Source organism: Prevotella sp. P5-92, assembly GCF_002251245.1.
Lineage (GTDB): Bacteria > Bacteroidota > Bacteroidia > Bacteroidales > Bacteroidaceae > Prevotella.
Window position 1 is genome coordinate 14,524 of sequence record NZ_NPJG01000042.1, and the last position, 21,212, is coordinate 35,735.

Sequence of the window (21,212 nt, forward strand, 5' to 3'; positions counted from 1 at the left end):
GAATTGCCAATCTTCTGAATTTTTGTCTTTGCAAAGATACAAATGTTATCTCGAAATATCGCATTTATGGCTAAAACGTTATTTCTATTTAACATTTTGTTGGTGGATTTAATAGTGATATTTTGGATTGTCCATACAATAGGCGGAATACCATTGTTTTGCGGCAAAGATACTCCGTCCGGACTTTATCACGATGGACAATCCAGTACGAAATAAGCAGAATATTGCCGCCTTCGAGTTAAGATGAAGGCGGCTTTGTTGTTATTATAAATTGTGTCAATACGGAAAAAATGTGTCAATACGTAAAAAAGTGCGATTTCTTTCTAATTAATCGTTTCAGGCAGCAGTGTATTATGATTAAATTTCGTATTTTTGCAAAAGTAATTTCACTATATATAATACACAATCTACACGTATGGAACAACAATTATTGACAGTTGAAGCATTTGCCCATTATATGCGGGGAGCCATAACAATATTCTTCGTGTTCTGGTGTTTTAAACTATATACATACAGGCGCCGCAACAGGATGATGCGACTATTGTTCTATACGACTATATTCATAGCTTTCAGTTATATAAAGGATTCTGTGTTCCTCTTTGCGCAATGGAAAAACTCCTTTTGGCTCGATGATTTTGTCAACACTGTCGATCTTCTGTTCATACCTCTTGTCTGTGCCTTCTTCATCGAAGCTACCAATCCTGGTTATCCCACTCGCCGTCAGTTAGCCGCATTGTTGTCTATGCAGGCGTTATTCATACCGCTATTCTTGATTTTCCCCGATGAAATCGTGGTTTTTTGTGCTTTTTCGGTAGCGTGTGTCATAGCTTTGTCAACCATATTCCTTGTAGTTGCGTTCTCCGTGAAGTACCGCCGATATATAAAGCTAAACTATTCTTATAGAGATAATATCGATGTCGCTTGGGTTGAGTTGTCGTGTGTGGCATTTTTCGTATCACTGTTTGTCTATTATTTTGCCTTCGACTATACCACATGGCTAAGCGAGGCGCTCTACAATGTCTTCTCAATAGCATTATGGACATTCCTTTTCCTCTTTTCAACAAGACATCGTGTGGTAAAAATGCTAAAGCCGGAAGATAACGATGAGGAGCAAGCCGCTGAGAAAATTGAAGATCCCAAGTCAGACAACGAAGAAGTAATGTCGCATAACTATATTTTGGCAGTAAGGTTAGAGCAGAAGATGAGTCAGGACAAGCTCTATCTCAATCCGAAGCTAACCTCCGTTGACGTGGCCACTGCCATTGGCACCAACAAGACCTACCTGTCTGACTACCTTAACAACACGCTCAACACGTCATTCTTCGACTATATCAACACTTTCCGAATCAACGAGGCGTGTCGTATCATCGAGATGATGCCCGAACAAGGCAGGGAATCGATGTCGGTAGTGGCGCAGAAGAGTGGTTTCAATTCCCTCTCGTCGTTTCATCGCTACTTTGTAAAGTTAAAAGGTATCAGTCCCAAAAGTTATTACGTCAACAGCTTAATGAAGAAAAATTAAATAATGTGATTGCTTATGAAAAAAATGATTACCGTTTTATTGCTCGCGGCAATAAGTCTTTCAGCCAGTGCCGACAAGGACATCTATCAAGACCAGCTGCTGTTTCATTGCTTTGACGATGGGACGGCTGAAGTAAGACGCTCAGATTATCACGATACCCGGGAGATGGACATCGTGATACCCGAAACGGTGGAAGCAGACGGAAAGACCTATACCGTGACATCCATCGGAGATTATGTCTTCGGGTATCAGATAAGCAGCATCCAATTGCCCAATACGATACGCCGCATAGGCAGTTATGCCTTTTGGGGCTCAGGACTAACGTCAATCACACTGCCCGAGTCGCTTGAAGAGATAGGCGAGGGAGCATTCCAATTGCTGGCTTTGACCACTGTGACCATTCCCGAGGGAGTGAAAGAAATCAGCAAGTCGGCATTCCAAGATAACGAGTCGCTGACTACGGTCGTTCTTCCGTCACATCTTGAGCGTATAGGAGAATCTGCATTCATAGGGTGCTCAAGCCTCGCGTCCATTTCCCTTCCCTCAACGCTCAAGTCGATAGGGTCGTCAGCCTTTTCTTACAATTTTGCCCTTGCCTCTATCATTATTCCAGAAAGTGTAGAGGAGATAGGTGAGCAAGTTTTCAGTTTTAGTGGTCTTACCTCTCTCACATTGCCGAAGGGTATCACAAAAGTGCCTTATGGTCTTTTGTCTCGTTGTAATAAACTGACTGAGGTTGTCATTCAAGATGGAGTAAAGGAGATAGGAGGGTATGCTTTTACTGGCTGTACCAAGCTCGTCTCTGTCACACTGCCTGAAGGACTTGAATCTATTGGCGAGGCAGCTTTCAAGAGTTGCAAGAAACTTACATCGATAGAACTGCCGTCTTCATTGACGACTATCGGTGGCTATTCATTTGGAACTTCCGGACTCGTTTCTCTCACCTTGCCTGCTGCCTTAAAGTCAATAGGCTACAGGGCATTCGTTGACTGCAAATCGTTGGAGTCGCTTGTCATACCGCAGTCTGTGGAGAGAATAGGTGCAGATATAGTATCAAACTGTGCTGCCCTTGTGGAGTTGCAATTGCCGCAGTCGCTCGACATCATCGAAGGCCGCATCCAAGTTCCTGAGACAGCAAAACTCACCTTATACGGAGAGGGAAATGCGCTGGAGATAAGCAGCGACATGATAGTCAACAACCGCAAGGACGGTACAAAAGCTCTGCTCTATGCCTCACCGTCAATGGCTATAGACGGAGTGCTCACCATCCCCGGCGACATATCAGTGATAGGAGATTATGCTTTGGAGAATTACGAAGCCGACAAGATTGTCCTTCCCGAGGGAGTGACCCATATAGGTGTTTCTACCTTCTCCAATTCTGCGGTCAAGGAGGTTAATCTCCCGTCGTCATTGAAAACTATGGGGCAAGACGCCTTCTATACATGTGAGAGACTGGAGAGAATAGCCATTCCTGAAGGTATAGAGGTTATACCAGGCAGTTGCTTTTTTTTCTGCACGTCTTTATCCTCTCTGACACTTCCAAGTTCATTGAAGACTTTAGATGCTTTCTCTCTTTGCGGTTGTAGTTCATTGACGACATTGGATTTGCCTGAAGGCCTCGAAACCATCGGTATTGACGCATTGTTAAATGTAGGCATCACCGAACTCACCATTCCCTCTTCATGCACCAAATTTAACTTATCAGGACAAAAACAGCTGAAGAAAGTCACACTGCCGGCTGGGATGACAGAATTGCCGATGAATGCATTCCGCCGCATGACCTCCCTCGAAAGTGTAGTTCTTCCCGCTGGTATCACCGCCATTCCATCTAATCTCTTCTCAGGATGCACAAGCCTTAAGAGCCTTACCATCCCCGAGGGAGTTAAAACCATTGGCGAGGCAGCTTTCGCAGAGTCAGGCATAGAGTCTATTGTGATACCTGAATCGGTTGAGAAGATAGACAATTACACATTCCAAGGTTGTCCCAACTTGCAGAGCATAGACATCAAGGCTCCCATCAAGTCATTGCCAAATTATTTTGCTTTGGAATGTCCAAACCTGAAATCCGTGTCCCTACCCGAAGGTCTTGAGGAGATAGGCTTTAAGGCCTTTGTACATTGTTCTTCACTGACAGAGGTCTCTTTGCCTTCTACTGTCAAGAATATGAAGTATGCAGCTTTTGCCCAGACAGGTCTTGAGTCAGTCTCTCTGCCCGACGGTATCGAGCATGTGGGAGAGTTCTGCTTCCAGGAAATAGCCGCAGAGCGTGTCGATCTTTCCAACACATCCCTTACCGAAATGTATCGTGGTTTATTTGTTAAAGCTGAGTCGCTGAAGGAAGTGATATTGCCAGCCTCGCTGAAGATATTGAATAATGCCAACTTCCTCGAATGTGCCTCGCTGACCACGGTGAAGTGTCTTGCCCAGGAGCCTCCTCTTGTTGGAGAACCCTGCTTCGAAGATGCCGTAAAGACATCCGCAACGCTCTATGTCCTTGATGCCTCTCTGGCGGCATACAAGTCAGCCAACGTGTGGAAGGACTTCTTTGCCGTGAAGGGCTTGACAACCACGGGCCTCTCATCGCCCGAAGCAGCTGATGACGACACCGAGCGCATCTACGACCTAAACGGCCGCATGATCAACGAGTCGTCGGTCAAGGGAGTGTATATCAAGAATGGAAAAAAGTATGTTAAATAAGAAAATATGAAAAGGACAGCAGGAAATTTAAGGTTATGGCATTGCCGCGGGATATTCTTGGCGGTGGCGCTTTGTTTGACATCACTTGCTTATGCGCAGTTGTTGGATATGCCGAAACTGGTAGATGGGTATTATGAGTTGGAGACTCCTGCCCATCTACGGATTTTCAGCAGTGCGGTCAACAGCGGGTCGCAGACTCTAAACGCCCGGCTTGTAGCCGACATCGACATGTCGGGCGAGGGCGAGTTTGTGCCTATCGGAACGTACGGAAAGGGCTACCGCGGCTACTTTGACGGCAACGGACATACAATAAAGGGACTGAAGCTGCCTGCGCAGAACTACTCGGGACTCTTCGGATATATGGACGGTGGACGGGTGAGCAACCTCACGCTGCAGTCGCCCGTGCTATATCTCGACAACACGACCGTGAATTACGCCGGACTTGTCTGCGGCCATCTGAGCAAGGGCAGCGGCGTGGTTCACGGCGTGATTGAGAACTGCCACGTGCGCGACGGCATCTTGGCAGAGGCAGGAGCCGCATACTTCAACTGGGGCGACAACCATGGCGGCATCTGCGGAAAGGCAGACGTGGCGGCTGAGGTAATCGGATGCACCTTCAGCGGAACTATTCATGGCGACGACTACCTCGGCGGCATCGTGGGCGAGCTGAACTCAGGAGCGCAGATACGCGACTGCACGGTGCTCACAGGTACGAAAATAATCGCACATGAATATGCAGGCGGCATCGTCGGGTATATCGGTGAGATAGGCACGAAGGTGATAAACTGCTCTGTGCAGACGGGATGCACCATCACGGGCTCGCCCAACGGCACCATCTATGGCTACAACGGCGGTCAGGTATCGAGTGCGGCATACACCGTGGAAGGACTTAACTATGCCACCACCGGCGACGTGCAGAGGGCAGAGACGGGCAGTTCGTGGTGTACGGAGATGAAGGTGACGGGCATCGCCGACGCCACCCTGCGCGACTATACCATCTATACCGACATTGGAGCCACCTATTCATATTTCACCTCCGACCTCGCAGGCTACGCCTTCTCCTCGCAGCCACAGGCGAGGAGCCTCACTTTCGCCGACTGCAACAAAGGATCGCAGGCATACAAGTGGATAAATATGCGCATTGCCGACAACGCCTTCCGCAGTTGTCAGGGCATGGAGGCACTGTATATGAAATACACCGTGACGAGCGGTGTTGACCATACGGTGATGCTCGACCCGACGGATGTATATCCCACAGGCAGCGCAGCCTTCTACGACTGTCCCAACCTGAAGGTGTATGTGGACGCCGACAAGTATAATGACTTCATCAACAATGAGCGTTGGAGCAAGTATGCCGACCGCATCGTGGGCACGACAGCCATGCGAGTGGCCGACTTCGCCAATGCGGGCGTGAACTATGCCCGCAACCACCAGAAGAACCCCACAGCAGACTATTCCATAGAGGTGCACAACGGCGTGAACGTCTATCCCGTACACGTCATAGGTCCGGCATCAGACCTTGGCAGCTCTTACGACGGCATAGCCACCATATACAACGACCCCGGCGCCACCTACGCCTACCGCACCACCAAGATATGGGCGGAAGCTTACCGCAACCAGCCGCAGCTGCGCATCGTGCGCTTCTTCAACGCCAAGAGCGGCACGGTGTATGCCCCGCTCAGCATGGAGATAGGCAGCAGGGCATTTGCCGACTGTCCGGGACTGCAATACATTGACCTCGTATATGGCAACACCTCCACGAGTAAATACGAAAAGCTCACCCCGACGCAGATATATCCCGCCGACGACACCATGCTTCAGGGCAGCCCCGATGCCCTCATCCGCGTATGGCCCGACCAGGTGGAGGCGTTCAAGGCCGACGCGCGTTGGGGCAAGTATGCCGACCGCATCGTGGCGTGGAGCAAGGAAGGCAAGGAGTACATCTCCGACGGACTGACCTACAGCACCTTCGCCGCCAACGCTTCGAACAGTTCGCTGTCTGTGGATGAGCTGAACAGCAAGGGCAAAGGACACAACGACACCCTGCGCGCACGCCTTTTGCAGAACGCAAGCGACTTCGTCAGTCTCACGAGCGAGATGGTTGAACGCTGCATCAACAGCGAGAGCGACACGCGCACGTTCTATACCCATGTGACCAACGTAAGCGATGACTACCTGAACAGCAACGGCGGTTCGGTGACGCTCTACAACGACATAGGCGAAACCTACAAATACCGCACCGTGCTGATTGACGAGGGGGCATTCAGGAACAACACCAGCCTCCGCCGCCTCACCTTCGGCGACATCAACACATCGCGCAAGTCCTACGACGACCTGCAGCTCATCATAGAAAGGGGCGCGTTCAAGGGATGCACCAACCTCCGAATGATAGACCTCGGCTACCGCAAATATACGGGAACAAACGTCATCGTCTATCTCACCCCAAGTCAGATTATCCCTGCCAAGGATCTCTTCGACGAGGACAGTCAGGTGATTATCCGCATCGGCGAGGGCACGAAGGAGCAGTTCCTCGCCGACCCTAACTGGGCGCAGTATGCCGACCGGCTGGTGGAATACAACGAGAGTGCCGACTACTATGACGTGGGCGGACTGCGCTATTCCGTCTTGACCGACAGCGTGGGCAACCGCCTTACCATCACCGGCGACGATGACTACACGATTTATGTCACCGACATCACCGAGGACGTCAGCAACGGGAAGACTAAGGACTTCACCATACTCAACGACATAGGAAGAGACCGCCGGTATGCCACCCGGAAGATTGGCGTGAGAGCCTTCGACGAGTCAGCGATAGAGACACTCTCATTTGCCGACTGCTACGCGGGGGTAAAGGCCTACAAGTGGCTTGGCGTGGAGATAGCCGACGAGGCGTTCTACAACTGCAAGTCGTTGAAGGCCATATATATGAAATACACCATTTATTCGGGCACCAACCATACCGTGATGCTAGACCCGACCGACGTCTATCCCACGGGCGAACGGGCATTCACGGGCTGCGACAGTCTGAGGATATACGTCGATTACGACAAGTATGACGCCTTCATCAACGACGAGCATTGGAAGCCCTACCGCCATCTGATTGTGCCTACCACAGAGATGCGCACCTTGGAGTTCACCAAGGGCGGAGCCGCCTACACCCGTGTCAACGCGAAGGACGGCACCGGCAGCTATATAATAGAAAAAGGTGAGGGCGACGTGAATGTATATCTCACCCAGATAACAGGACCAGCCACCGACCTCACCACATCCTATTATGGCGCGCTGACCATATACAACGACCCCGGAGTGACCTACGCCTACCGCACCACACGCATACAGGCAAACGCCTTCAACGGATGCGACCAACTGGTTAATGTCCGTCTGCTCGGGGCTTCGAGCGGCACCGTCTATTCCGGCGTCAACATGACCTTGGGCAGCGGCGCCTTCGCCAACTGTCCCGCACTGAGATACATCGACCTCGTGTATGGCAACACCAACACGAATACCTACGAGGCACTCTCGCCCGATGCCGTCACTCCCGACGACGAGACGCTGATCAGCGGCAGCGAGTATGCCTACATCCGCGTATGGCCCGACCTGGTTGACACGTTCAAGAAACACCCGAAATGGTCGGCTTACCGCGAGCGCATCATCGCCTGGACACCCGTGGGACGCGAATACGTGGGTCAGAACGGAGTGACCTACGAGGGCTACACCGTGCGCGGCAGCGAGGGCGACTACTCGATGGACTATCAGGACATGTGCAGCGGCAAGGAGGGACACAACGCCAAGCTGATGGAGCAGTTGAAGAAGCACGCCGAAGACTATGTGAAGGTGGATTGGGAGCAGTTCAAGGACACGGTGTATAACAACTACTATTACACCCACGTCACCGCCGTTGACCAGAACCACCTCATGGACGGCAACCGCACCATCACCATATATAACGACATAGGCCGCTACTACAACTACCGCACGGTGTGCATCGACTCCACCGCCTTCCAGGGCAACGAGCTTGTCACCGCCATCGACTTCGGCGACGTCAACACCAATGTGGGCAATGCACATCTGCCACTGAAGCTGCTCATACAGCGCGGCGCATTCAAGGGATGCCGCAACCTGTTGAGCATCAATATGGTTTATCATAAATACACGGGCACCAACGACATCGAGTATCTGCGCCCCGAGCAAGTCATACCCGCCAAGGAACTGTTCGACTCCACGCAGCACGTGTTCATCTGCGTGTCGCCCGAACTGGTGAACGCCTATAAGGCCGACCCCAACTGGTCGCAGTACAAGAGCCAGATTGTGCCCTACGTGAAGAGCTACGACACCTATACCGACCTCGGCGTGGTGTATGAGTACTTCCCCGTGCTGATGGACAGCGACGGCGAGGCGCAGTACAACCGCACCTACTACAGCAACAAGCGCAACGCCGACTTCCGCAGCGACTACCTGTGGATGAAGAAGGGATATGGCGAGTTTGAGTGGAGCGACATCCTCACCGACGACGACTATGGCGAGACGGTCATGGAGGTGACATACGCGCAGATAACCGCCGCCGACACCACCTATCTGAAGAAATACGACGGACACCTGAGAATCATCAACGACATCGGTCTGTCGAATGTGTATAAGACCATTGCCGTGTCGCCCACCGCGTTCCGCGGCAATGAATACATCGAGTGGGTGGACTTCACCGACTTGAGTTACGAGCCGCGCGCCAACAACTACACCGAGATAGGCATCCTGCTGCCCGACAGCGCGTTTGCGGGATGCAAGAACCTGAAGCACATCGACTTGGTGCAGTATGTCACCGTCGGTGTGCCCAACCACTACGAAGCACTTTCGCCCAAGCAGGTTATCGTGGGCGAACATGCCTTCGACGGCTGCCACGAGAACTTCGAGATACGCGTGACGGGCGAAATGTACCCGCTCTTCATCAACGACCCCAACTGGGCAAAATACCGCGACCGCATAGTCATCTTCGAATATACCCCCGACGGCAATGACAACAGTTACACCGTGGAGGGCGTGACCTATTCTCCGGCATCGCACATACTCAACAACCTGCCTACCGAACAGAAGGCCTATATGGCATGGTCGCTGTGGAACCTGCCTGTGCAGATAGTGAAGACGGCTGCGATAGCTGCGCTGTCAACTGCCACGGCAGGTGTGTTTGGAGCCGTGACGAGCGGAGCTACCTTGGTGAATGGATTGTCAACAGTAAGTAATTTAGTGCTTCAAAATATCTCCAATTTCTCCATTGCCTCGTTCTGTACCAACCTGGCTGTCGGTGCAACTACTACTACTACCAGCATTATGTTCTCAGAGATGGGAATGGGATATCTTGGCTCGATAGTGAATATGGCAGTATCCTTCGGTGCAAGCGGAATAGCCAACGGCATCAATTCTGGCATACAAGGCGTGACGAAAAAAGTCATCGACGGTGTACTCATAAGCAAACTGGCTGAAGCCGGACTTAAAACCGGACTGGAGCAGGGCATCAAGAGTGCAGGAGCAGCTTTGGCAATACCAGGCCTGTCAAATGCCATTGGAGCAGCCCAACTCGCAATGAACTCTAACGATCCCATAGAGTTAGAGACTTACTCCAAGGACGAGAGTGCCGACCTTATCGGAAAGATGGATGCCGGAGGCGGCTCGTTTGGCAGCTGGTTCTCAGGCACTGCACATGAGCGCAAGGTTGACGGCATCTACCACATGTACGTCAAGGACGTGGACGACAAAACCATAGAGGCAAATGACGGCGTGCTGACCTTCTACAACGACATCGGCGCCTATTGGCACTACCGTACTGTTGCCATGGCACACGATGCGGCAAGGGGAAAGCAGAGCATACGCTCCATACGCTTCAAGGACAGCAACGGAATAAGCGTAAACAACCAGACCACCTTCGAGATGGTGGTGCCCGACAGCGCCTTCATGGGATGCACCAACCTCTCTGACATCTATATGTTCATGGACTGTACGGAGGGTACCAACACCACCCAGGCTCTTGGTCCCGACAACTTCATCCTGCATGGATTCAACGTCTTCAAGGACTGCCCGAACCTCAAGATACACGTGGCCCCCGACCGCTATGAGGAGTTTGCCAACGACACCATCTGGAAGCAGTATAACATCGTGGTCGATAATACCTACGAGGAGCCAACCTGCGACAACGTGGCAGGAGCCTACTACGGCTACAACTTCAAGAAAGGCTCGCTGTGGGAATACACGACCATCAACGACAAGACCCACTATAACGTGCATGTGGTGAAGCCGGAGCAGAACTACATCAACAGCCACAATGGCGAGTGTGTATTGATTACCAACTTCGGACGAACCTACAACTACAACACGACTTACGTGAAACGCAAGGCGTTTGATGGTTGCGCTCCACTGAAGACCGTGAAGTTTCGAACTACATGGGCTGACAAAGAACGTGCATACGTAACGCCGCAGTATGAGCTGCGCGACTCGGCATTCGCCAACTGCCCGGAATTGGAGAGCTTCTATCTCTTCTACGACGAGCGAAACCCAAACTATGAAGAGTGTCGTTCAAAGTTCGTGTCCTTCGACCCGGCACAGATTACATTAGGCAAGGACGTGTTTGCTGGTTCGCCGAAGGTTAAACTGAAGATGCGCTACGATATGCTCGGAGAGTACTTGTCTGACCCGTCATGGAATAAATACATGGAGCTGTTCAGCCCCACGCTGACATGCCTCAAGGACAAGCAAATACAGCAGATTTTCAGCAGCGACGAACTCGAAGTGATTGAGGGTTACAAGGATGAGATATCGCCCTGGTTTGAGGCGAAGCTCGACGACAAATATCTCGACACCGACGAGCCATACAACCGCAACTTCGACAAGTTGAAGAACAATACGGAGATTTACTACTTCGATGAGTTCAAGTGCTGGGAAGCACTCGAACTGCGTAAGGTTTGGCCCGCCATGTTCAGCGGTGCCTCCAACCTGCGCAGCATAGAGCTTCCGGCATCCATCACCGAGATAGGCGATGAGGCATTCATGGGATGCGCTAATCTTGCCTCCATCACCTTGCCCGACACCGTTTGTCATATTGGTGCGAGGGCATTCAAGGAGAGCGGTGTGCAGCGATTCTATGTGGGCAACCCCGTGCCTGCCGAATTGGGTGAGGAGGCTTTTGCAAGCAACTTTGCCAACTATGTCATCTATGTTCCGAAAGAAAACCTGGATGCTTATCTGCAGGCGTGGAGCCAATACTGCGAGCATATCCAGGCATACGACGAGAAGGGTGAATACATCACCGTATATACCAACGACGAGACCGACGTGCTTGACAAGAAGTTGGGACTGGAGTTCACGCCTGAAATGTGGGAGATAACAGCTAATAGAAAAGTTTTGACATGTTTATATTACGGCCTTGAAAATCTGAAAGGCAGTTTCAAACAGATCAAAGGACTCAAGGTGGTAGGAACAATTGGTGTGTATGATGTGGCTCTCATCAGTATGCTTGCCAACTATGGACTTGAAGAACTCGACCTGTCTGAAACTCGTGTCAACTCAGAAGTGTTGTCTGATAGGTTCAAACGATACTATTCAAAAGATTGGCTTTCACGTAACAATACGTTTGCTGAAGGGAAATACTATTTTTATATTACGTGTTTTGGGGCGTTTGCAGAGAACAATACCCTAAAGAAGGTCATTCTTCCCGAAGACGGAAATAGTGCGGACAAACCGTATATAGGTACTTATGATTTCGCATACTGTGATAAACTGGAGACAGTCATAGTCAAGAAACCATCGGACAAGTGGGGTGCCCAAGTCTTCTATGCCACACGTCTAAAGAATCTTGTCTCGCTGTCATCGGAATATTTTGACTATGAGAATGTTCTTAAAGATTGCCAAGTAACAACGCTCTACTGCCCCTCGAGCGTGAATGCCCAATTCGCCACCAAGAGCGAGAGCCTGTTCCGCGAGGTGCTCTCGCCATATAAGGACGACGAGGTGTTCCGCATCCTTGCCATGCACGATGCCTTCAGCTACGACCGCCTTGGCACGGTGACATCCACCAAGGACTGGTTTCGCGGCTCGAACATCAAGAACTTCGACGAGTTCTACATAGCTATTCAGGACACCGTGCTTGCCGACTACTGTTTCGCCGACTGCAAGCAGTTGGAGACCATCTCGCTGCCCACAAACCTGGTCTATCTCGACAATACGGCATTCAAGGGCTGCACGTCGCTGCGCGAGATCAACGTCTTTGGCGTGGAGCCGGCCCAACTGGAGAGCGAGAACGTCTTCGACGACCTGCCTTCCGACTACCGCATCCGCGTGCTCAGCGAGAAGGTGGACGACTATGTGAAGGCATGGCCGGAGAAGGTGGCCCGCCATATCATCTCCTTCGCCAACGACGGAAAGATGACCGAGATTGTGATGAGCAAGGCGGGCGTGCTTGCCGACTCGCTCGGACTGTCTCTCTCGTCCAACAAGATGGTGGTGATAGGCGGCGACCTGTCGAAGCACAAGAAAGTGAAGGTGAGCGGACCCGTCAACCACTACGACCTCAATACGCTCGCTGCCATGGCAGGACAGGTGCGTGACTTTGAGAAGGAAATATCGGTTTCAAGTTCAAGTTATGACTCCGAGGAGATTTGGGGTACCAAGCTGATGCCCGACGTGTGTGCATCAAATGCCTCCCTGAATTACATCGACCTCTCCGACGCCTATCTCGTCAATGAGCAGGGCGAGCGTCAGGAGAACTTCCGAATGATGCGCAACCAGTTCCAGAACTGCGACCGACTGAAGACCATCATCCTGCCGCGCTCTATCGACAAGCTGTCCATCGACGCCTTCTCCTATTGCGACCGCTTGACCAATGTCGTTCTTGGAGAAAAGCCGACATGGCTCAGGTTCTGGTCGCTTACCAACTGCCCGCGTCTGAAGACCGTGACGACATTGTCTGACAAGCTCACTATTGAAGATGAGGCATTCAACGAGACCTTCACGCTCGACACACTCTTCTGCGCCCGCGACAACCATCTGGCTCTGGCCAACAATGCTATGGTGCAACGCTATGTGAAGAATGTCATCCCGGCATACGACGACCACGGACTGATGCGCATCCTCGCACCCCGCGGCTATACCACTCAGGAGCATCTGGCAAGACTGGAGTCGTTTGACAACCTCTTCCATGGTGATGCCGACGTGAAGGACCTCCGTGCCTTGAGCAGGAGTTATCGGGTGAAGAGCATTGCCGACGGCACCTTCGCCAACATGAAGAGCCTGCGCTATGCCGCACTGCCAGACAGCGTGCTTACCCTTGGCAAGGCACTCTACAGCGGTTGCGACTCGCTGAGGTACATCGACTGGCAGAACTGCAAGTCGATGCCGATAAGCAACATCGACCGCAGCGACGAGAAATCGCCATTCTATGGAATGAACAGGCGCACGCTCGTCTATGTTCCCCTCGCCGCCGCCACTGATGACCTTGACGAGAACGTTGTGAACACATCAGCCAGCGGACTGTGGCAGGCAAAGTCATACTATACCGACGACCAGCAGACAGTGGAAGTGCCCTACGCATTCACTACACAGAAGGCAGAAATCAACCGCGTCTTTATGCCCGACGTGAAATCCACCGTCTATCTGCCATTCTCCATCGACGAGACTTCAGCCGATGTCCTTGGTAAGTTCTACGAGTTTGACGAATATGAGAGTGAAACGGGCAATGTATATTTCAAGCGGGTGAACAGCACCGAGGCAGGCAAGGCATACCTCTTCAAGCCTAACACCGACAAGTTGGTGGCAGAGGGAGACCTCGACGTTTGCGTCACTGAACACAACGGCGGAACAGCCGACGGCCTGTACGGCACCTGGGAACGAAAGGTGTGGACAGAAGACCCTGGCAACATCTACGGCTATGCCGCATCGGCAGGCAATGGAGCCGAGAGTGCGGGTCAGTTTGTGAGGGTGACGAAAGGAGCGTCAGTCAATCCGATGCGCGCATGGCTGAGGCTGATGACCTACGGCACATCCACAAAACCCGCCATGTTGTCGGCATGGTTTGACGACGAGTTGTTGGGTGGCACTGGCATCAACCCCATCGACAATCCGAATCCCCTGACTCCCGACACCCTCGTGGATGTATATGGCATAGACGGCCGCCTGGTTCGCGAGTCTGTTCCCTTCGGCAGCAGTCTGTTGGGACTCGCCGACGGCATATACATCATCAATGGACAAAAGATAATTATCAACAATTAAATATAAATAAGGTATGAATAAATAAGGTATGAATAACAAGAAAAAGTATGTAAAGCCGCAAATGGAATGTTATGTAATCAATAATACGTGCATGCTCTTGGTGTCAGGCACGGAACAAAGAAATACAGAAAATACATGTGATGCTCTCGACTTCAGCGGAGAATTAGGCTAAATTAAAATCATCATGCAGGATATGAAATCAATGAAGTATATATTAATGTCTCTCACCGCACTTGCCCTCTGGGCGTGCGGTGGCGACGACGAACCGGATGTGCCGCAGCCGTCGGTAGCTACAACCGTGACGGCAAAGTATCAGGTCTCGCTAAGCGACGACCTCTTGAAGGTGGCCGACGTGACAGCCTATTACGTCTCAGCCGACGGCACAGTGAAGAATGAACCCGTGCAGACATCGCCATGGACTAAGGAGGTGAGCATTGCCGCCGACAAGTCTTTCGGCTTCGCACTGAAATACGGAGTGAAGTCGTCGGCAGATATCGATACCGAGAAAGAATACTCGATCAAAACCACCGAGAGCATCTCCTACGACGTGAAAGATCAGTATGCCTCCTCTATGGCATCGGGCAAGAAGGAGCGTACCACCCTCAGTGCTTCTGTCATGGGTGAGGGCGTAGCCAAATATCTCGCCAATATCAGCTCCTCCTCCGCCTTCCGCTGGGACGGCTCATCCATGTCGTCAGCCACAATTGACTGGGGCTTCAATGCCGACATCACCGGCGGCTATACCGATACTCCCGTTAGTGGCGACCCTGCTACTGGAGACGGAGAGTAATACAAAAAGTAAATAAATATATAAAAATATGGATAAAGCAGTTAGAAGAGTCTTTTGTGGACTTTCATTAGGACTATTGACAACACTTTCAAGTTGTGTTGTGAATTCTGATAACCCGGCGATGCCTCAGCAGCCGGGCAGTTATAAGGTGATGGTGATTTCAGACATCCACCTCTTCGACATGGACAGAATAAGCCACGAGGGCGAGGCTTGGGAGAAGCGCCTTCTGTTGGAGGACAAGAACTATGCCTATTGTGCGGCTTCCATGGAGGCACTTGTGCAGAAAGTGAAGAGTCAGAACGTGAAGTATGTGATAGTGCCGGGCGACCTGACAAAGGATGGCGAGGTGATAAACCACGAGTTTGCCGCCTCGTTTTTCAGGAAGATGGAAGAGGCCGGGGCAAATGTGTTTGTGATAAACGGCAATCACGACATCTCTAATGCCGATGCCAAGGAGTTCACCGCAGAGGGAGAGTTCCCGATAGAAACCGCCACAAGTGCCGACTTCAAGCGTATCTATCATGACTTTGGCTATGCGGAAGCCATTTCTCAGGAAACGGAGGGACTGTCGTATTCTGTGGATATGGGGAAAGACATCAGGCTTATTATGCTCGACTCAAACATCTACAACGACTCAAAGGCCGACCCGCACCAGGAGACTGCCGGCACGCTGAAGCCTTCAACCATGGCATGGGCTAAGGAGCAGTGCGCCAAGGCCATTGCCGAGGGCAGAACGCCTGTGGGAGTGCTCCATCACGGACTTGTAGAGCACATTCCAAACATCCAGACTGTATTTTTGTCCGAATTCCTTGCCGACAACTACAAGGAGGCAAGGCGTGAGTTGGCTACTGCGGGTATGCACATAGTACTGACTGGTCACAACCATGCGCAGGACATTGCCAGTGTGGAAGAGGACGGCAAGCCGTTCTATGACATACAGACAGGAAGTCTCGTTACGCTTTGTCCGTTGAGGTATATAGACATCGACACTGAGAAGCGCACCATGAGTTTAGAGTCGCAGGTGATTGATCAACTGGCTGACGGTACGAAGTTGTTTGAGACACTACTTGAGAATAGTTTTTGGGGAATACGCCGAAACTTCATGCAGCTCATCGAGTCAAACCTAAGAAAAATGGGCTATGCCGGTGAGAAACTTGAGGCAACAATGCAGATGCTCACCACGCTGCCTGTATCTCACGATGGCAGCTATCTCCTGCTCGATGCTCTTGCCGATGCGTATTTAGTCCATCGTCAGGGCGATGAGACGATGACGGAGAAGGTTCAGGAAGTATGCTCCATATTGCAGGGCTATGCTGACTTGACATCTATGACCGGCGACACCGCGTCGGCCCAGTTGCTTCTCATGGTCAAGAATCTCTATGCCGGCCTGTATGTGGATTCTCCGTCGGCCGACAATACTCTTGTAATATCATACTAACTCACCTATTGCAAGTATTTCCTCTTTTTGTGCACGAAATCCGGCTGAAGCTCACTTCCTTTTGGGTTTTAGTCAGATTTCGTGCACTTCTTTCCGGAAATGTTCTGCCGTTATCTGCTTGATTTAGCCAAGGAATAATGCATCGTTGAGCAAGAGACAACTGTTTTGTTGTTATATCAAACGATGCGAAATCGGCCAAATGGCATGGTGTAACTTTTTTTAACCTTTTGTTGCTTTGATTATAAATAATTATTAGTACTTTTGCTGCCAAAAGAAATACATCATGAAAAAACTATTGTTATTGATTATCATTGCCGTTATGGCCAAATTGAATGTTTTGGCGGCCGACGGCGGGAAGACATCTGTTAGACAAGAAAATAAGGTGCTCGTGCTCAGTTCGTATTTTCAAGGATACGGCTGGGCCGGAGTTCTTGAAAGTTCTATTGTTTCACACTTTTCGGTTGACCGAAAATGGAATGTCGAGGTGGATTATCTCGACCTCGTAGCCAATCGTGACAGCAGTTTCATGCACCATGAGGCTGAGCGGCTGATGGCCGAACACGATGCCAACAAGAAGAATATCGTGGTGCTGCTTGGCGAGGAAGCCTGGATAATGTATCGTACATATATGTCTAAGGAATGGAAGAATGTGCCCTGCGTTGCCATTTTCTCCGGCACCTACACCATCAGTGCCTCTAACTACAGTTCTTGCCGCGAGATTACCGATGACATGAAAATTTCATTGGCGGACTCGCGCAAGGGAATAAATGCCACACTCATCAACGATCCGTTTTTTGTTGAGCCCACCATAGAACTCGCTTTGAGTCTGAAACCGCAGACCCGACACCTTGCCCTCGTGAGCGACACATGGCAGATAGGATTCATGGTGAGGGAAAAGATCAAACGGATAGTTAGCGAGAAATATCCGAGTCTCGACCTTATCGACCTCAACAACAGAGATCTCACCACAGCCCAACTGAAAACCCGCTTGGCCACACTTCCGAAGCATACCGCGGTTATCTTCGACTCGTGGTTCAGTCAGAGCAAGAACTCCGCCAACCGTGCCCTTTATCCTGATAATGCCATGAGATATATAGCCAGTTCGCTGACCAATGATGTGGTGTTCGGTCTTTTTGATGTGGGCATACGCGATGGAGTGCTTGCTGGCGGTATATATGCTACTTCCGAAGAACTGCAATCCACCCTCATCAACGTGCTTATGAAGATAGAGAACGGTGTGCAACCCAAGGATATGCCCTTGGTGAAGTTGGACAACGCCAACACATACCTGAACTACCAGACGTTGAAGAAATACGGCATCCCCGAGAATCTCTATCCCAAGAATGCCATCTATTACGGCAAACCCATAAGCTTCTTTGAGCGTAATGAGAAATACATTCTTGGAGGAGTATGTGCCCTGATAGCCATTGTTATCCTAATCAGTGTGGTAGCGTTCTTCGAGCGCAAACTCAAGCGTCAGGCAAAGATGCTGCTTCTTGTTTCGCGCGAGAATGAAAAGGGCAAGTCGAACTTCATTACCAATATGGGCCAGCTGATGCGCTCGCCGCTCCACGCCATACAGATGTCGATAGACATGCTGGACACGTCGAACATGAACGACAACAACAAGGAACTGCTCTCCTTCATCAACCAGAACAAGAGCATGCTGCTGAATATCTTCAATGACATCATCGACCTCGGCAAGGCTGGCGAGAACGACCTCAACCTCTCACTTACCGACGTGGATGTAGAGCCGGCAATAATGAATATCCGAGAGGCGCTGGGCAATGTCAGTGGCATACAGTTCACTATTGACGGCGACGGCAACACCCATTTTGTCAAGGCCGACCCCAAGCGCTTCTCCCAGGTAGTGAGCTATGCCATCGTCAATGCCGACTATTACAAGATGAAAGGCAAGGTGGACGTGAAGTTCTGGGGCAATCAGGACGAGGTGGTTGTACAGGTGGGATGCATCGCCAACTTTACTGAAAAAGACACAGAAGACCTGTTCGACGTGTTCAACAACCGCACCAATCCCGCCAAGAGTGGCCGCAGCAATCTCGAACTCCCACTATGTCGCAAACTCATGCAAGCCATGGGAGGCAACATCACCCTCGAACGTCTTGCCGACAACCAGTGGGCGTTTGTCATAAAAGCCATCCAAAATATATAAATATATGAAGAAAACAGCATTGTTCATTATGGCGATACTGACAGTCACGTCGGTATTCGGCCAAAAGAAACCGATGAATGAGTTTATCGACGAACTGATGTCGAAGATGACTCTCGAAGAGAAAATTGGTCAGCTCAACCTGTTGCCTGGTGGCGACATCACCACTGGTGCAGTGATGAATAGTCCGTTGGCGCAGCTCACTGCCGAGGGTAAGCTCGGTGCGGTGCTCAACGTAAAGGGACAGGACAAAATCAAGGACTTGCAGCAAATAGCTATAAAGAAAAGTCGCTTGGGCATTCCGCTCCTCATCGGCCAGGATGTAATCCATGGCAACCAGACCGTGTTCCCCATACCATTGGCACAGTCTTGCTCGTGGGACCTCGAGGCCATAGAGAACGGAGCGCGTATTGCCGCCAAAGAAGCTACGGCACAGGGCATCAACTGGGTGTATAGCCCTATGGTGGATATTGCCATCGACCCTCGTTGGGGACGAGTGGCTGAAGGAGCCGGCGAGGATCCGTTCCTCGGTTGCCGCATTGGCGAGGCTCTTGTCAGGGGGTATCAGGGCAACTATGGCAAGGAGAACGCCATGGCATGCGTAAAACATTTCGCATTGTATGGAGCCGCCGAGGCTGGTCGTGACTACAACACGGTGGATATGAGTCGAGTGAGGATGTATAATCAGTATCTTGAGCCATATAAGGCTGCCGCCAAGGCAGGAGCGGGTTCGTTTATGTCGTCGTTCAATGTGGTTGATGGCATTCCCGCCACATGTAACCGATGGTTGCTCACCGACCTTCTGCGCAACGACTGGAAATACGACGGATTCGTTGTCACCGACTATGGCTCGATCAACGAGGCTGTGGTGCATGGCATCGGCGACCAGTCTGTCACCTCCGAGCGTGCCTTGAAGGCAGGAACAGATATGGACATGTGCTCAAATGCCTTCATCGCCCAACTGTCAGGACTGCTGCAGTCGGGACGCATATCACAGGCCGACATCGACACCGCATGCCGTCGTGTGCTCGAAGCCAAGTACAAACTCGGACTCTTCGACGACCCCTATCGCTTCTGCGAACCAAAGCGCCTGAAGACCGACCTCTATACCGAAGAGCATCGAAAGGCAGCAAGGGACATGGCTGCAGAGACGTTTGTGCTACTTAAAAATGAAGACCTCCTTCCTCTGAAGAAACAAGGTAAGATTGCTCTTATCGGCCCTCTTGCCGACAACCGCTCGAATATGGTGGGATGCTGGTCAACTGGCGACACTCCCGAACTATATTCCACATTGAAGGAAGCTATGGAGCGTTATGTGGGCGACAAGGCACAGGTGCTCTATGCCCAGGGATGCAATATCTATGCAGACGAGAAGATACAGGAAGGAGCCACCTTCGGTCGTCCCATCTCTCGTGTGGATGACGCTGAGGCTAAGGCCGAGGCTCTGCGCATAGCCGCTGAGGCAGACGTGATAGTGTGCGCCATGGGCGAGATGGCTGAGATGAGTGGCGAGAGCTCCTCGCGAGCCGACCTTTCCTTGCCTTGCGTGCAGATGTCACTCCTGAAGGCTCTTGTGGCAACGGGCAAACCCGTCGTCCTGCTCAACTTCTCCGGCCGTCCCACCATCATGTCGTGGGAGGCAGAGAATGTGCCGGCAATACTCAATGTGTGGTTTGGCGGTTCTGAGACTGGAGACGCCATCTGCGACGTGCTCTTCGGCGACAAGTCGCCTTCTGGTCATCTCACCATGACCATGCCAAAGGTTCTCGGCCAAATACCTATCTATTACAACCATCTCAACACTGGTCGTCCTGTGCCTGAAGGAACAGGGGAATATCGTAAGTTTCAGAGCAATTATATCGACGTGCGCAACGATCCTCTCTATCCTTTCGGCTATGGATTGAGCTACACCACCTTTGAATATGGCAAGCCACGCTTGAGCGGCACGACGATGAACGCAAATGGCAAGCTCACTCTCACTGTCAACGTAAAGAACACTGGCAAGTATGACGCCGACGAGGTTGTTCAGCTTTATATCCGCGACGTGGCAGCCACAATAAGCCGCCCCGTCAAGGAGTTGAAGGGCTTTGAACGAATATTGCTGAAGGCGGGTGAGAGCCGCGATGTCAATTTCACAATTGATGTCGATATGCTCAAGTTCTACAACAGCGACTTGCAGTATGTGGCAGAGTCAGGCGACTTTGAGGCGATGGTAGGCGGCAACAGCCGCGACATACAGCGTCTGAAGTTTACGCTCGTTGAATGACCGAGGTGTAATATATGAGCCAAAAAAGGTTGCGCATCATGCGCAACCTTTTTTTCGTGTCCTATAGTAGTATAGATATAA

The 21,212-nt window shown here is 51.1% G+C and carries 7 protein-coding genes; all 7 read left to right on the top strand.

The genetic code is table 11. From position 1 onward, the window contains the following. Positions 1–415 precede the first annotated feature (415 nt). Complete coding sequence (locus CIK99_RS04375; protein WP_094380162.1) at positions 416–1,522, top strand: AraC family transcriptional regulator; 1,107 nt, start codon at positions 416–418, stop codon at positions 1,520–1,522. Between the two features lie 15 nt (positions 1,523–1,537). After that, complete coding sequence (locus CIK99_RS04380) at positions 1,538–4,219, top strand: leucine-rich repeat domain-containing protein (RefSeq protein ID WP_094380164.1); 2,682 nt, start codon at positions 1,538–1,540, stop codon at positions 4,217–4,219. Positions 4,220–4,225: 6 nt separating this feature from the next. Continuing rightward, positions 4,226–14,467, top strand: coding sequence for a leucine-rich repeat domain-containing protein (locus CIK99_RS04385; protein WP_094380166.1), 10,242 nt, complete (start codon positions 4,226–4,228; stop codon positions 14,465–14,467). A 202-nt stretch (positions 14,468–14,669) separates the two neighbouring features. Further along, positions 14,670–15,257 carry a hypothetical protein gene (locus CIK99_RS04390; RefSeq protein ID WP_144007897.1) on the top strand — a complete coding sequence of 196 codons (588 nt, stop codon included), beginning with the start codon at positions 14,670–14,672 and terminating at the stop codon, positions 15,255–15,257. A 100-nt stretch (positions 15,258–15,357) separates the two neighbouring features. After that, positions 15,358–16,695 carry a metallophosphoesterase gene (locus CIK99_RS04395; protein WP_158215898.1) on the top strand — a complete coding sequence of 446 codons (1,338 nt, stop codon included), beginning with the start codon at positions 15,358–15,360 and terminating at the stop codon, positions 16,693–16,695. A 283-nt stretch (positions 16,696–16,978) separates the two neighbouring features. Further along, complete coding sequence (locus CIK99_RS04400; protein ID WP_144007898.1) at positions 16,979–18,868, top strand: histidine kinase dimerization/phospho-acceptor domain-containing protein; 1,890 nt, start codon at positions 16,979–16,981, stop codon at positions 18,866–18,868. A gap of 4 nt (positions 18,869–18,872) precedes the next feature. Next, the gene (gene bglX / locus CIK99_RS04405; protein WP_094380175.1) at positions 18,873–21,131 is read left to right on the top strand and encodes a beta-glucosidase BglX; all 2,259 of its coding nucleotides are present in this window, start codon (positions 18,873–18,875) and stop codon (positions 21,129–21,131) included. Positions 21,132–21,212: the final 81 nt, after the last annotated feature.

Coding starts and splice junctions, on each gene's coding strand:
- CIK99_RS04375 (WP_094380162.1), top strand. CDS start 416: ATGGAACAACAATTATTGACAGTTGAAGCATTTGCCCATTATATGCGG.
- CIK99_RS04380 (WP_094380164.1), top strand. CDS start 1,538: ATGAAAAAAATGATTACCGTTTTATTGCTCGCGGCAATAAGTCTTTCA.
- CIK99_RS04385 (WP_094380166.1), top strand. CDS start 4,226: ATGAAAAGGACAGCAGGAAATTTAAGGTTATGGCATTGCCGCGGGATA.
- CIK99_RS04390 (WP_144007897.1), top strand. CDS start 14,670: ATGAAGTATATATTAATGTCTCTCACCGCACTTGCCCTCTGGGCGTGC.
- CIK99_RS04400 (WP_144007898.1), top strand. CDS start 16,979: ATGAAAAAACTATTGTTATTGATTATCATTGCCGTTATGGCCAAATTG.
- bglX (WP_094380175.1), top strand. CDS start 18,873: ATGAAGAAAACAGCATTGTTCATTATGGCGATACTGACAGTCACGTCG.